The sequence below is a fragment of the Niveibacterium sp. COAC-50 genome (assembly GCF_013184235.1).
GTDB classification, from domain to species: domain Bacteria; phylum Pseudomonadota; class Gammaproteobacteria; order Burkholderiales; family Rhodocyclaceae; genus Niveibacterium; species Niveibacterium microcysteis.
The window spans coordinates 303738-316890 of record NZ_JABCJM010000003.1 but is presented as its reverse complement, the minus strand read 5'-3'; the positions used below and the strand labels follow the sequence as shown (position 1 = coordinate 316890).

General features: G+C 65.8%; 12 protein-coding genes. 7 read left to right on the top strand and 5 right to left on the bottom strand.

What is annotated here, in order from left to right; genetic code table 11:
- Positions 1 to 42: 42 nt before the first annotated feature.
- On the top strand, positions 43 to 1920 hold the full coding sequence (locus HH302_RS14610) for a glucokinase (RefSeq protein ID WP_172202968.1): 1878 nt from the start codon (positions 43 to 45) through the stop codon (positions 1918 to 1920).
- Between the two features lie 43 nt (positions 1921 to 1963).
- Here HH302_RS14610 and panC read toward each other — a convergent pair whose 3' ends face one another.
- Genes panC through HH302_RS14595 form a run of 3 tightly spaced genes read right to left on the bottom strand, consistent with a single transcriptional unit; the run spans position 1964 to position 4642 of the window.
- Positions 1964 to 2788, bottom strand: a complete 825-nt coding sequence (gene panC / locus HH302_RS14605; RefSeq protein WP_172202967.1) for a pantoate--beta-alanine ligase — start codon at positions 2786 to 2788, stop codon at positions 1964 to 1966.
- A 58-nt stretch (positions 2789 to 2846) separates the two neighbouring features.
- On the bottom strand, positions 2847 to 3476 hold the full coding sequence (locus tag HH302_RS14600) for a LysE family translocator (protein WP_172202966.1): 630 nt from the start codon (positions 3474 to 3476) through the stop codon (positions 2847 to 2849).
- Entirely contained in the window at positions 3473 to 4642 is a 1170-nt protein-coding gene (locus tag HH302_RS14595) for a M20 aminoacylase family protein (protein WP_172202965.1), read from the bottom strand. Before HH302_RS14595 ends, HH302_RS14600 begins: the two co-directional genes overlap by 4 nt.
- A 308-nt stretch (positions 4643 to 4950) precedes the next feature.
- Between HH302_RS14595 and HH302_RS14590 the strand changes: the two genes are divergently transcribed.
- The 6 genes from HH302_RS14590 (at position 4951) to HH302_RS14565 (ending at position 12606) form a co-directional block, all read left to right on the top strand.
- Positions 4951 to 6141: a hypothetical protein gene (locus HH302_RS14590; RefSeq protein ID WP_172202964.1), complete on the top strand. Its 1191-nt coding sequence runs from the start codon at positions 4951 to 4953 to the stop codon at positions 6139 to 6141.
- 164 nt (positions 6142 to 6305) lie between these two features.
- Positions 6306 to 7511, top strand: coding sequence for an acetyl-CoA C-acetyltransferase (locus HH302_RS14585; protein WP_172202963.1), 1206 nt, complete (start codon positions 6306 to 6308; stop codon positions 7509 to 7511).
- 2 nt (positions 7512 to 7513) lie between these two features.
- On the top strand, positions 7514 to 9664 hold the full coding sequence (locus HH302_RS14580) for a 3-hydroxyacyl-CoA dehydrogenase NAD-binding domain-containing protein (protein WP_172202962.1): 2151 nt from the start codon (positions 7514 to 7516) through the stop codon (positions 9662 to 9664).
- Positions 9645 to 10277, top strand: a complete 633-nt coding sequence (locus tag HH302_RS14575) for a TetR/AcrR family transcriptional regulator (RefSeq protein ID WP_172202961.1) — start codon at positions 9645 to 9647, stop codon at positions 10275 to 10277. The genes HH302_RS14580 and HH302_RS14575 overlap by 20 nt, the downstream gene beginning before the upstream one ends.
- Positions 10274 to 11458, top strand: a complete 1185-nt coding sequence (locus HH302_RS14570) for a CaiB/BaiF CoA-transferase family protein (RefSeq protein ID WP_172202960.1) — start codon at positions 10274 to 10276, stop codon at positions 11456 to 11458. The genes HH302_RS14575 and HH302_RS14570 overlap by 4 nt, the downstream gene beginning before the upstream one ends.
- On the top strand, positions 11455 to 12606 hold the full coding sequence (locus HH302_RS14565) for an acyl-CoA dehydrogenase family protein (RefSeq protein WP_172202959.1): 1152 nt from the start codon (positions 11455 to 11457) through the stop codon (positions 12604 to 12606). Before HH302_RS14570 ends, HH302_RS14565 begins: the two co-directional genes overlap by 4 nt.
- A gap of 28 nt (positions 12607 to 12634) precedes the next feature.
- Here HH302_RS14565 and HH302_RS22625 read toward each other — a convergent pair whose 3' ends face one another.
- Positions 12635 to 12760, bottom strand: a complete 126-nt coding sequence (locus HH302_RS22625; RefSeq protein ID WP_256378349.1) for a hypothetical protein — start codon at positions 12758 to 12760, stop codon at positions 12635 to 12637.
- A gap of 7 nt (positions 12761 to 12767) precedes the next feature.
- Positions 12768 to 13058, bottom strand: coding sequence for a DUF2917 domain-containing protein (locus HH302_RS14560; RefSeq protein ID WP_172202958.1), 291 nt, complete (start codon positions 13056 to 13058; stop codon positions 12768 to 12770).
- Positions 13059 to 13153: the final 95 nt, after the last annotated feature.

Here is a 13153-nt window from a genome sequence, read left to right as displayed (position 1 = left end):
CAGCGTGGTGTGACACCGGCTTCGGTTGCCGGATTTGTGCCCATGCTCTCGCACCCCAAACCGTACCTAGATGGCCCGCGCTTGCTCGCGGACGTCGGTGCGACGAATGCACGGTTCGCGCTGGAGATGGCGCCCGGCGTCTTTGCGTCGATTGAAGTGTTGCGGTGTGACGACTACGCCGGCCTGGTCGACGTGACCCGGGCCTATCTGCGCAAGGTTGGTGTGCTCCGTGTGAGTCACGCGGGCATTGCGATTGCCAATCCGATCGGCGGCGATCTGGTCCGAATGACCAATCGCGACTGGACTTTCTCTATCGATGAAGTGCGTCAGCGGCTCGACCTGACCACGTTGTTGGTCGTAAATGACTTCACCGCACTCGCGATGGCGCTGCGGCATCTGAATGCCGACCAGCGTATGCAGGTTGGCGGTGGTGAACCTCAGCCTAACTCAGTCATCGGGTTGCTTGGGCCGGGCACCGGCCTTGGCGTGTCAGCACTGATCCCCACCGAGGATCGGTGGGTAACGCTGGGCAGTGAAGGCGGCCACACAAGTTTTGCGCCTAACGACGAGCGCGAGATGGATGTGCTGCGCTATTGCTGGCGTGAGTACCCCCATGTGTCTGGCGAGCGTCTGATTTCCGGGCCCGGCATCGAATTGACCTATCGCGCCTTGTCCGAGCGAGACGGCGTGCCGCCCTTGCCGCGCAAGGCCAAGGATATCGTTGAGGCCGCGCTCACTGGCAGTGATCCAGTGTGCGTGGAAACGCTCGATTGCTTCTGCGGCATGCTTGGCACGGTTGCATCCAACTTGGCGGTGACCTTGGGTGCGCTGGGCGGTATCTACATCGGTGGTGGCATCGTCCCGCGGCTCGGGCCACGCTTCCTGCATTCACCGTTCCGCGCGCGCTTCGAGGCAAAAGGGCGTTTCTCGGATTACCTGTCGCAGGTGCCGACCTACGTGATCACTGCGCCGTATCCGGCGTTCCACGGCGTTTCGGCCATCCTGGCTGATCACCTGCGTGGCCGCGCAACTGGCGACAGTTCGTTGCTGGACAAGATTCGCTCGGCGGGCCCGACCTTGTCGAAGGCTGAGCAGCGGGTCTCGCAGCTGGTACTCGCGCGCCCCCGGACCGTGTTGAACGATCCGATCATCGAGATTGCCCGGCAGGCTGAGGTCAGCCAGCCAACCGTGATTCGCTTCTGCCGCTCACTTGGATTCCAGGGACTGTCCGATTTCAAGCTCAAGCTCGCTTCAGGTCTCACTGGCACCGTTCCGGTTCGTCACAGTCAGGTGAGGCATGGCGATTCGGCGCCCGACATCAGCGCCAAGGTGATGGAGAACACCGCATCGGCGATCTTGCGCTTGCGCGACACCATCAACGTCGCCGCGATTGAAGAGGCGACGACGCTTTTGCGCCGCGCCCGCCGGATCGAGTTCTACGCGATCGGGAATGCGGCGGTTGTGGCGCTCGATGCACAGTTCAAGTTCTTCCGGTTCCGCGTGCCCTGTGTGGCGTACTCCGATACTCACATGCAGATCCAGTCTGCCGAGTTGCTCGGGCCGGGCGATGTCGTCGTGGTGATTTCGACCTCAGGCCGGCCGGCGGATTTGCTGCGCTCGGTCGATGCCGCGATGGCAGCAGGTGCCGAGGTGATTGCGATCACCGCGAGCAAGAGCCCACTAGCGCGCAAGGCGACGGTCAGTATCGGGCTTGACCATGTGGAAGACGGTCAAACCTTCATTTCGATGATTGCGCGGATACTGCAGTTGGTGGTGATCGACGTGCTCGCGGTGGGTGTCGCGCTGCAACGCGGCGCCGAGAATCCGGAACGTGCGATCAACGAGATTGCACAACATGACGACGAGCGGCCCTTCGAGCCGGAATCGTCGCGCTCGCGGATCTCGCACGTCACCGGATAGTTTCTGGCGAACACCGGCCTTGCCGGTGCAGCGCCGGCGCCGGTCAGATTTCCAGGTTGTCGATCAAACGGGTGTTGCCGAGCCGGGCTGCGGCGAGCACGACGAGCGGAGCGCCGACCTCGGCGGCTTGCAGATCCGCTTGCCGACGAATCGCAATGTAGTCCGGGCGCCAGCCCGCTTCATTTAGATGCGTGACTGCGGCGGCCTCAAGGGCGGCGAAATCATGGCGGCCAGCGCGCACGGACTCGGCGATCGCGGCGAGTTGGCGGTGCAGGCGCGGCGCCTCGGCGCGCTCGTCGGCACTCAGGTAGCCGTTGCGGGAGGACAGGGCAAGCCCGTCCGCTGCCCGTACGGTGTCGCAACCAATGATCTCGATTGGCATGGCGAGTTCGCGCACCATGTTGCGGATCACCATGAGCTGCTGGTAGTCCTTCTTGCCAAACAGCGCAACGTCCGGCTGCACGATATTGAATAGTTTGCAGACGACAGTCGCGACACCCTGAAAGTGCCCAGGGCGGCAAGCGCCTTCAAGAATGGCGTCCTGTGCCTGAGCGGGCTGCACGAAGTACTGCTGCGGCTGCGGGTACAGCTCGCGTTCGTCTGGCGCGAACAAGTGATCGACGCCGGCGTCGCGCAGCTTGGCGCAGTCCGCTTCGAAGGTGCGCGGGTACTTGTCGAAGTCTTCATTCGGACCGAACTGCAGTCGATTGACGAAGATGCTGGAGACAACCACGCCAGCGTGGTGGCGCGCTCGCTGCATCAGGCTGATGTGGCCCTCATGCAGGTTCCCCATGGTCGGGGCAAAGGCAACGCGGTCGGCGTTGATGAGCGCCTTGCGCAGGCTGGCAATCGTGGTGTGAACGTGCATGAAACCAAATCCCGTAAAACGAGGGCGCGAGGATGCCTCAGACTGCCGCGACAGGCAATCAGCGAATCCCCACGGCGGTAAGGATCCCCAAGCCGACAAAGAGCCCGCCGGTAGCACGGTCGAGCCAGCGCGTAAGGCGTTCGCGACGACGTAGCCAGCCGCCAAGCGGCGCCGCAGCCAGCGCGATGCCGCCGAAGACTATGGCGGCGACCACTGCGAAGAGCGCACCGAGCACCGCCAGCTGCAGCGGGGCCGGCCAGCCGTCCGCGCGGATGAACTGGGGCAGGAATGAGAGGAAGAACAAAGCGACCTTGGGGTTGATCGCATTGGCGATCAAGCCGCGGCGGAAATACGGCAGGAAGCCAGCCTCAGCCGATGGTGTGTCGAGATTGGCGAGCTGGGCGCCGCGTGAGCGCAAGGCCTGAACGCCGATCCAGACAAGGTAGGCTGCTCCGGCAAGCTGGAGCGCGCGAAACGCGAGCGGTGAGGCCGCTATCAGCGCGGACACGCCAAGCACTGCCAGCAGCGTGTGATTGAAGCAGCCGGCTGCGCAGCCCAGTGCAAAGCCGAGTGCCTCGCTGCGCCCGCGCGATACCCCAAGCGCCAGCACCCCCAAATTGTCGGGGCCCGGCGCGACAGCGAGCAGCAACGCGGCGCCAATGAAGAGCAGGATCTGGTCGGGGCTCATGCGGGCGCCAAGGCAGTTTCGACCAGCCTCACCCAGTAACTCGCACCGATCGGCAGGGCTTCATCGTTGAAGTCGTAATTCGGGTTGTGCAAGGTGCAGCCACCTTCACCGGGTCCGTTGCCGATCCACACGTAACAACCCGGCCGCGCCTGGGCGAAGTAGGCGAAATCTTCCGCACCCATGCTTGGGCGCAGATTGGCCAGTACGCCGGTCGCGCCGGCCACCTTGGCTGCGGCTTGTGCGCACACGGCCGCGGCCGCAGCATCGTTGATCGTCGGTGGGTAGCCGCGCCGATAGGTGTATTCGGCGCGAACGCCGTGGGCCGCCGCGATACCGTCGGTCACGACACCGATGGCATGTTCCAGGCGGTCGCGTTCATGGTGCGACAGGGCGCGCACGGTGCCCATCAGGTAGGCGCGATCCGGGATCGCGTTGTAGGCCTCGCCCGCATGAAACTGGGTAACGGATAGCACCGCAGGTTCGAGCGGATCGCGCGTTCGCGTGATCAGCGATTGCAGTGATTGCACCAGCGCCGCGCCCGCAACAATCGGGTCCAAGCCCTGCTGAGGCATGGCGGCGTGTGCGCCGCGGCCGTGCAGATGGATTTCCCATTGATCTGAACTTGCCATCACCGGGCCAGGGAAGACGCCAAAGCTGCCGACTGGCAACCCTGGCCAGTTGTGCATGCCGAACACCATCTCGAACGGGAAGCGTTCAAGCAGGCCGTCCGCCAGCATCGCCGGCGCGCCACCTTCGCCTTCTTCGGCCGGTTGGAAGATCAGCACCACCGTGCCGTCGAAGTTGCGGTGCTTCGCCAAGTATTCGGCGGCGCCGAGCAGCATTGTGGTGTGACCATCATGCCCGCAGGCGTGCATGCGGCCGGCGTGCCTTGAACAATGCTCGAAAGTGTTGCGTTCGGTGATCGGGAGCGCATCCATGTCGGCGCGCAAGCCAATCGCCCGCGTGCTGCTCCCGGCACGGATGACGCCAACCACGCCGGTGCGGCCGATGCCGCGATGTGTCTCGATCCCAAGCGCTTCCAGGTGTCTCGCGACCACATCACCGGTCCGGTGTTCGTCGAAAGCAAGTTCCGGATAAGCGTGGATATCGCGTCGAATGCGCGACAGCTCGCCTTGCCGTGCGCGGATGTCATCGATGATGTTCATCTCTCCGCCTCTTGTGAATGCACTCTGCTGGGCCGACAAGTCTAGCAGGGACCCGCACATGACGCCGTCGACGGCCCGCGGTGCGCGGTCGTCCTGCTGTAAGGCTTGGTGGGATTGCGTGGGTAGTGGGCAATTCAATCAGAACGAGATAGCGGCGCCATGCGTTGCGTGACGTGTTTGGCGCATTGGATTTCCGCTTCTCGCGTCGCCCGAGGTCGCCGGGATATATTCCGATTTCATGGGCGGCACAGCCGCCGGATCAGAGTAAGAGGGGGGCACATATGCGGAACTGGGCATTGGCCGTTGCAATGGCTACTTGCTGCACTGGCGTGCAGGCGAAGGATCTGTTCGAACTCGACGCCTTGGTGCGCGAGAGTGGGCAACAGGGTAAGGCTGGCTTTTCCGCAATCGGCGATCTGCTCGATGCCGTTTCGGCAAGCGGGCTGCAAGGCGTTGTCAGTACCTATACCGAGACGTCTGCTGCCGTGGCGACGCTCTACATCCGGGGCTTGCCAGCACAGGTGGAGTACGCATCCGGATCGCCGACGCTGAACTTTCGCGTGCCTTCACTCGGCATCAACCTGACCTTCGCCGGCGGCACCCGCAGCGCGAGTGAAGACCAGTTCGAAACCTGGATGAAGGGCGAGGGCGCCGACCTTCTGACACGGATGTTGAAAGAGCTCGCCCATGTTTCGCCTGTCGACCCGGTCGCTGGCAACCCTGGCAGCCTGATGGGGCAAATGGGTGCAGCCGACTTCTCGACGGCGGCCGACTCGGTGTTCGTCGACGACACAACGGGCAGCTCCATGGCTGGCAACAACTATGCGCTGGTCGGACTGGAGTTCGGGCGTTATAGCGCCGGCGGATTCTCGCAGAACGTCACCAAGTTACCGCTCGGCTGGACCTGGAACCTGGGCAACGGCTACCACTTCAAGCTCGAGGCGCCGCTGACCTACACCACGGCGGAAGGCGCCAAGGGCGGCAGCGCTGCACTGGGTGGCGCGCTCCGGGTGCCGGTGCTCAAGGGCTGGGTGCTCACGCCAGCCTTGCGGGTTGGCGCGACCGGATCGTCCGACCTTGGCGCGGCGGCAGTGATGTACTCGGCGAGTCTGTCCAGCCGCTATGCCTTTGCGTTGGGCGACTGGCAGTTCGGCATCACCGACATGGTCGGTTTGTACCGGACGCAGAGCCTCAAGTACGGTGACTATGAAATCGACTATGACCTTTCGAACACGATGCTGCGCAACGGCATCGATGTGGGCAGCTCGTTGCCGTCAAGCCTGCTCGGGCGCCCGGCGGCGTGGCGTGCATGGATCATCGACACGCGCTACTCGGGCGACGCGCTCTACATCGAGAAGTACCAGGAGTTCGGGATCGCCGCGAGTACCCGTGTGAACTTCGCAGGTGTCACGATTGAACAATCGAGCCTGGGGATTACCTATACCCACGGTGACCACGACCTCAAGGGCTTCCGCCTGAATTTCGGCTACAAATTCTGATGGCGCTCCCGGCTCGGTTGGAGAGCCGGGAGCATGCTGTTGGCCAGGCGAGTCGCCGCGTTGCGGCGCGGCGAGCGTTCGCTTACCGAGCTCTGGAATAATTTGCCAAGCAACTGCTTGCTCAACTAACTTGCCCGAAGCAATTCGGGGGAGTTCAGGGGAGCATGAGCGAAGCATTCATTTTCGAGGCGATACGCACGCCGCGTGGCAAGGGGAAGGCCGACGGCAGCCTGCATGAGGTCAAGCCGATCGCTTTGACGGTTGGGCTGATGCAGGAGCTGGTGCGTCGGCACAGTTTCGACACCGCACGGGTGGACGATGTGGTGATGGGCTGTGTGACGCCTGTGCTGGACCAGGGTGCCTGCCTGCCCAAGATCGCTGCGCTGGCCGCAGGCTGGGACTGGAATGCGGCCGGTGTGCAGATCAACCGGTTCTGCGCTTCCGGGCTGGAGGCGGTGAATCTCGCGGCGCAGAAGGTGCGTTCGGGCTGGGAGGATCTGGTCGTGGCCGGTGGCGTCGAGTCGATGTCGCGCGTGCCGATGATGTCCGACGGCGGGGCCTGGGCGCTGGATGCCGAGACGAGTCTTGCGACCCACTTCGTGCCGCAGGGCGTGGGCGCCGACCTGATCGCCACGCTGGACGGCTACGACCGCGACACGGTCGATGCCCTCGCGCTGGCTTCGCAGCAGCGCGCTGCCGCTGCGCGCGCGGCAGGCCATTTCACTCGCTCGGTGGTGCCGGTGACGGACCGACTCGGACAGGTGATCCTCGCCGAGGACGAGTTCATCAAGCCGGCGACGACCCGCGAGGCGCTGGCCAAACTCAAGCCCTCGTTCGAGGCCATGGGCGGGCTGGGCTTCGATGAATTGGTCAAGCGCCGCTATCCGCAGGTGGAACGGGTGCGGCATGTGCATACCCCCGGCAATTCGTCCGGCATCGTCGATGGCGCCGCACTGGTGCTGATCGGCAACGAAGCGGCGGCGAAGGCGAACGGGCTGACGCCGCGCGCCCGCATCGTCGCCACCGCGTTGGCGGGCGACGATCCGATGATCATGCTCACCGCGCCAGCGTTGACGGCCCGCAAGGCGCTGGACCGCGCCGGACTGAGTGTTGAGGACATCGACCTCTTCGAGGTGAACGAGGCTTTTGCTGCAGTGGTGCTGCGCTTCATGCGCGCGATGGACGTGCCGCACGAGAAGGTGAACGTGAATGGCGGCGCGATTGCGTTGGGCCACCCGCTTGGCGCCACCGGCGCGATGTTGGTCGGCACGCTGCTCGACGAGCTGGAGCGCCGCAACCTGCGCCGTGGCCTGGTCACGCTGTGCGTGGGCGGCGGAATGGGTATCGCCACGATCATCGAACGGGTGTGAGCATGACGAATCTGCAGAGTTTCCGGATCGAGCGCGGCGAAGACGGTATCACCGTAGTCACCATCGACATGCCGGGGCAGGGCGCGAACACGATGAACGCCCGCTTCCAGGCGGACTTCATCGAACTCGTCGCACAGCTCGAAGCCGGGCGCGAGACGACCACCGGCATCATCCTGACCTCGGCGAAGAAGACCTTCTTTGCCGGCGGCGACCTTGAAGAGCTGATCGGCTACCGGCGCGACGACGCGCCGCGGGTGTTCGCAGCGGTTGAAGCGTTGAAGCACGCGATGCGCCGGCTCGAACGTCTCGGCCGGCCGGTGGTGGCGGCGATCAACGGTGCCGCGCTGGGCGGTGGCTGGGAGTTGGCGCTTTGCGCGCATCAGCGCATCTGCACGGACGACGCGCGGATCGAGCTGGGCCTGCCCGAAGTCACGCTGGGTTTGCTGCCCGGTGCCGGCGGCGTGGTGCGCATGGTGCGGCTGCTTGGCCTGCAGCGGGCAGCGCCCTACCTGCTGGAGGGGCAACGCTTCCGCCCGGCGGATGCGCTCGCGGCTGGGCTGGTGCAGCGTCTGGTGCCGGCCGGCGAGGATTTGGTCGCGGCGGCGCGCGCCCTGATCGCCGAGTCGCCCGTTGCGCAGCAGCCTTGGGACACGGAGGGCTTCCGCATCCCCGGCGGCGGGCCGGAGAACCCGAAGACCGCGCAGATGATTTCGGTGGCGCCTGCCGCACTGCGGGCGAAGACACGCGGCTGCTATCCGGCGCCCGAAGCGGTGCTGGCGGCGGCGGTGGATTCGACTCGGGTCGATGTCGATACCGCGTTGCGCATCGAAACCCGCTACTTCGTCGAGCTGGCGACCGGCCAGATCGCCAAGAACATGATCGGCACCCTGTGGTTCGGGCTGAATGAGATCAAGCGCGGCGCGCGCCGGCCGCAGGGCGTGCCCGCGTGGCAGGCGAAGAGAGTGGGCGTGCTCGGCGCGGGCATGATGGGCGCCGGCATCGCGTGGGCGGCGGCAAGTCGCGGCATAGCCACCGTGCTGCGCGATGTCACGCTCGATCGCGCCGAGAAGGGCAAGGACTACTCGCGCAAGTTGCTCGACAAACGCCTCGCGCGCGGCGCCACGACGCCGGAGAAACGCGACGCGACGCTGGCACGCATCACGCCTGCAGCCGACGTCGCTGCGCTGGACGGCTGCGACCTGATCATCGAGGCGGTGTTCGAGCAACGCGCCCTGAAGAACACCGTAACCCGCGAAGCCGAGCCGATGCTCGCGCCCGGCGGCGTGTTTGCATCGAACACCTCAACCCTGCCGATCACCGGGCTGGCCGAGGCCTCGGCCGACCCGGCGCGTTTCATCGGCCTGCATTTCTTCTCGCCCGTCGACAAGATGCAGCTGGTCGAGATCATCAAGGGCGCGCGCACCTCGCCCGAGACGCTCGCGAAGGCCTACGACTTCGTGCAGCAGATCGGCAAGACACCGATCGTGGTGAACGACTCGCGCGGCTTCTTCACCAGTCGCGTGTTCGGCACCTTCACCAACGAGGGCGCGGCACTGCTCGCCGATGGCGTGCCGGCGGCAGTGATCGAGAACCTTGCGCAGCAGGCGGGCATGCCGGTCGGGCCGCTGGCGGTGATGGACGAAGTGACGCTGTCGCTGATCCTCGCCGTCGCGGATCAGGCCGCACGCGATTGTGCCGAGGCGGGCTTGCCTTACACGCCACCCTCGGGGCTGGACGTGGTGCGGCGCTTGGCCGAAGCAGGCCGCAGCGGCCGCAGCGCGGGAGCGGGCTTCTACGACTACCCCGTCGATCAGCCCAAGGCGCTGTGGCCGGGGCTGGGCGACACATTCCCGGTGCGGCCCGAGGCGGTGCCGCTGGACGACGTGCGCGACCGCATCCTCTTCATCCAGGCGATCGAATCCGTGCGTTGCCTGGAGGAGGGCGTGCTCGAATCGATCACCGAGGCCAATGTCGGCTCGATCTTCGGTATCGGCTTCCCGGCCTGGACGGGCGGGGTGATCCAGTTCATCAACGCGACCGGCGTGGCAGCCTTCTGCACGCGCGCCGAACAGCTGGCAGCGCGCTACGGCGAACGCTTTGCGCCGCCGGCACTGCTACGCGAAAAGGCTGCCCGTGGCGACGCCTTCCGCTGAACCCGCTACGCCGCGCAAGCCGGGCCGCCCGAAGGCGCCACCGGGGCCGGACAACGGCCGCACCCGCATCGTGCGCTCGGCGGCGCGGCTGTTCCGCGAGAAGGGCTTCCGTGCGGCGACTGTGCGCGAGCTGGCCGAGGCCGCGGGCATGCAGTCCGGCAGCCTGTTCTACTTCTTCCGCAACAAGGAGGAGATCCTCGTCGCGGTGATGGAGGAGGGCATGGCCGATGTGCATGCTGCGGTGTCGGCGGCGCAGGCGAGCGGTGGCCCGGTCGCGGCCTTCCGGCAGATGGCGCAGCGGCATCTGGAGGGCATCCTCGACCGCGATGCCGATCACATGACGGTGATGCTCTACGAGACCCGCGCGCTGCCTTCGGCCGCCGAGCGCCATGTGCGGCAGCTGCGTCGCGATTACGAGGCGATGTGGGAGGCGCAGATCGACGCGCTGATCGCCGCTGGCTGCTGGCGTAGCACTGACTCGCCGCGCCTTTCGCGCATGGCCCTGATGGGCGCGATGAACTGGGCGGTGCAATGGTTCCGCCCCGACCGCGGCGACACCATCGACGCGCTGGTCGACACGCTGGCACAACTGTTCCTGAAGGAGTCCGAATGAACCCGAGTACCGGGCCGCTGGCCGGCGTGCGCGTCATCGAGATCGGCGGCATCGGCCCTGCGCCGTTCTGCGGCATGTTGCTGGCAGACATGGGGGCCGACGTGGCGCTGCTCGAACGCAGCGGTGGCACTTTGGCGCGCCAGCTCTTCGGCGGTGGGCGCGAGACGGTGGCCAACCGCGGCAAGCGCTCGCTGGGCATCGACCTGAAGGCGCCGGGCGCGGCCGAGGTGGTGCTCAGGTTGCTGGAGCAGGCCAATGTGCTGATCGAAGGCTTCCGCCCTGGCGTGATGGAGCGGCTCGGGCTGGGCCCGGACGTCTGCGCGGCTCGCAATCCGAGGTTGATCTACGCACGGATGACCGGCTGGGGCCAGACCGGCCCGCTGGCGCCGCGCGCCGGGCACGACCTGAACTACGCCGCGCTCTCCGGCGCGCTGGACGCCGGCCGCTGGCACGGCGGCGCGCCCTGGGCGCCGCCTTCGCTGCTGGGTGATATGGGCGGTGGCGGCATGATGCTCGCGTTCGGCATCGCCTGCGCGCTGCTCGAAGCGCGCCACAGCGGCCGCGGGCAGGTGATCGACGCCGCGATGACCGAAGGCGCCGCGCTGCTCGCACATGGTCTCTACAACGTCCATGCCAAGCGCGAGCGCTATCCGGGCATCGAGCACATCCTCGATTCCACCGCGCCGTTCTACGACGTCTATGCCTGCGCGGACGGCAAGTGGCTGTCGGTCGCGCCGCTGGAGCCGCAGTTCTACACGCTGATGCTGCAGGCCCTGGGCCTGGAGGACGACCCGGACTTCCCGGTGCTTGAGCAATACACCGCCGCGCACTGGCCGCGGATGCGCGAGCGGCTGGCCGCGATCTTCGCTGGCCAGCCGAGAGATCATTGGACCGCGATGTTTGCCGATTCGGACGCTTGTATCGCGCCGGTGCTCGACATGGACGAGGCGCCTGAGCACCCGCACTTGCAGGCGCGGGAGGCCTTCATCGAGGTGGCCGGCATCCGCCAGCCGGCGCCCGCGCCGCGCCTCTCGGCCACGCCCGCCTCGGTGCGAAGCGAGCCGCCATTGGCCGGCGAACACACTGTGGAACTGCTGCGCGCGTTCGGGTTCTCCGACGCCGATCTCGACGCGCTACTCGCCGCCCGCGTCATCGAACAACTCCCGGAGAACGCCGCATGATCCCGCTGCAAACCACGCGCTTGCCCTGGATGACCGAGGACATCGCGATGTTCCGCGACGCCGCGCGCCGCTTCATCGAGGGCGAGCTTGCGCCGCACTGCGAGCGCTGGCGTAAGCAGGGTTTTGTCGACCGCGAGGTCTGGCGCAAGGTCGGCGAGATGGGGATGCTGCTGCCGGAACTGGACGAGGAGTGGGGCGGCGCCGGCGGCAACCTCGCCCATCAGCTGGTGATGGTCGAAGAGTTGGGTCGCGCCGAAGTGCCGGTCAGTACCTCGGTGCACACGATCGCCGCGCACTACATCCTCGACTACGGCACCGACGAGCAGAAGCGACGCTGGCTGCCGAAGATGGCGAGCGGCGAACTGCTGGCCGGTATCGCGATGACCGAACCGGATGCCGGCAGCGACCTGCAGGGCATTCGCACGCGGGCGGTGCGCGATGGTGACGACTACGTGATCAACGGCGCCAAGACCTTCATCACCAATGGCGCCACCGCGCACCTGCTGGTGGTTGTCGTGCGCACCAGCGCCGAGAAGGGCGGCAAGGGGCTGTCGCTGATCGTCCTCGAAACTGAGGGGCTGGCGGGTTTCCGCGTCGGCCGCATCCTCGACAAGATCGGTCAGAAGGGTTCGGATACCGCCGAGCTGTTCTTCGACGATGTCCGCGTGCCGGCGGCCAACCTTCTGGGTGGCGCTGAGGGGCAGGCCTTTGCGCAGCTGATGAGCCAGCTGCCCTACGAACGGATGCTGCTCGCGGTGCTGGCGATTGCGGTGATCGAGCGCGCACTCGAATTGACGATCGACTACACCAAGGAACGCAAGGCCTTCGGCCAGACGGTGTTCGATTTCCAGAACACCCGCCACAAGCTCGCCGAATGCGCCACCACGGCGCATGTGATGCGCGTCTTCGTGAATGACTGCATCCAGCGCCTGCTCGACGGCCGGCTCGATGCCACCGCGGCTTACATGGCCAAGAGCTGGTGTTCCGAGCAGCAATGCAAGGTGCTGGATGAGTGCCTGCAGTTCTTCGGTGGCTACGGCTACATGAGCGAGTACCCGATCGCGCGGCTTTGGGCTGACGCCCGGGTACAGAAGATCTACGGCGGCACCAACGAGATCATGAAGGAGCTGATTGCGCGGGCGCTGTAACCGCCCGGCGTTGGACCGGGCGGTTGCTTCAGTCGGCGCGCGGGCGCGGCTGGTCAGCGCGGGGGAGGCGGTATTTCGTCGTACGGATGACCGCATCGGCCGCGGCCGCGACTACCACGACAAAAACCGGCGCGAGGAAAAGTTCGAAGGCCATGATGTCCTCAGCTTTCTGCCCATTGCAGGCTGGGCGGTTGGGGGAGAAGGTTTGCGACGGCGGGAGCCGGGCGTTGCATCGAGACACGGCTCGCTCCCATCGCTTCGATCACCAGCTTTCCGCGACCGGTAACCGGGAAGCTCATGCCGGCGTCGAGAATGTGGTCACCGGGCTGGTCGGGCGTTGTCAGCCACAGGCGGCCGGCCTCGCAGCGCAGCGCCAGTCCTGCGGCGTCGGTGAGTGAGAGCACGCTTCCTGATTCAAGCGACAACTGTGTCTGTGTTAGATTGACTTTCATGACTGGGGGCTCCTGAAACGTCGATTCGGTAGTTCGAAGTCTGCTGTTTCAGGAAAAACCGTGCTCCGATACTTTCTAACTCAGCCATGAGATCA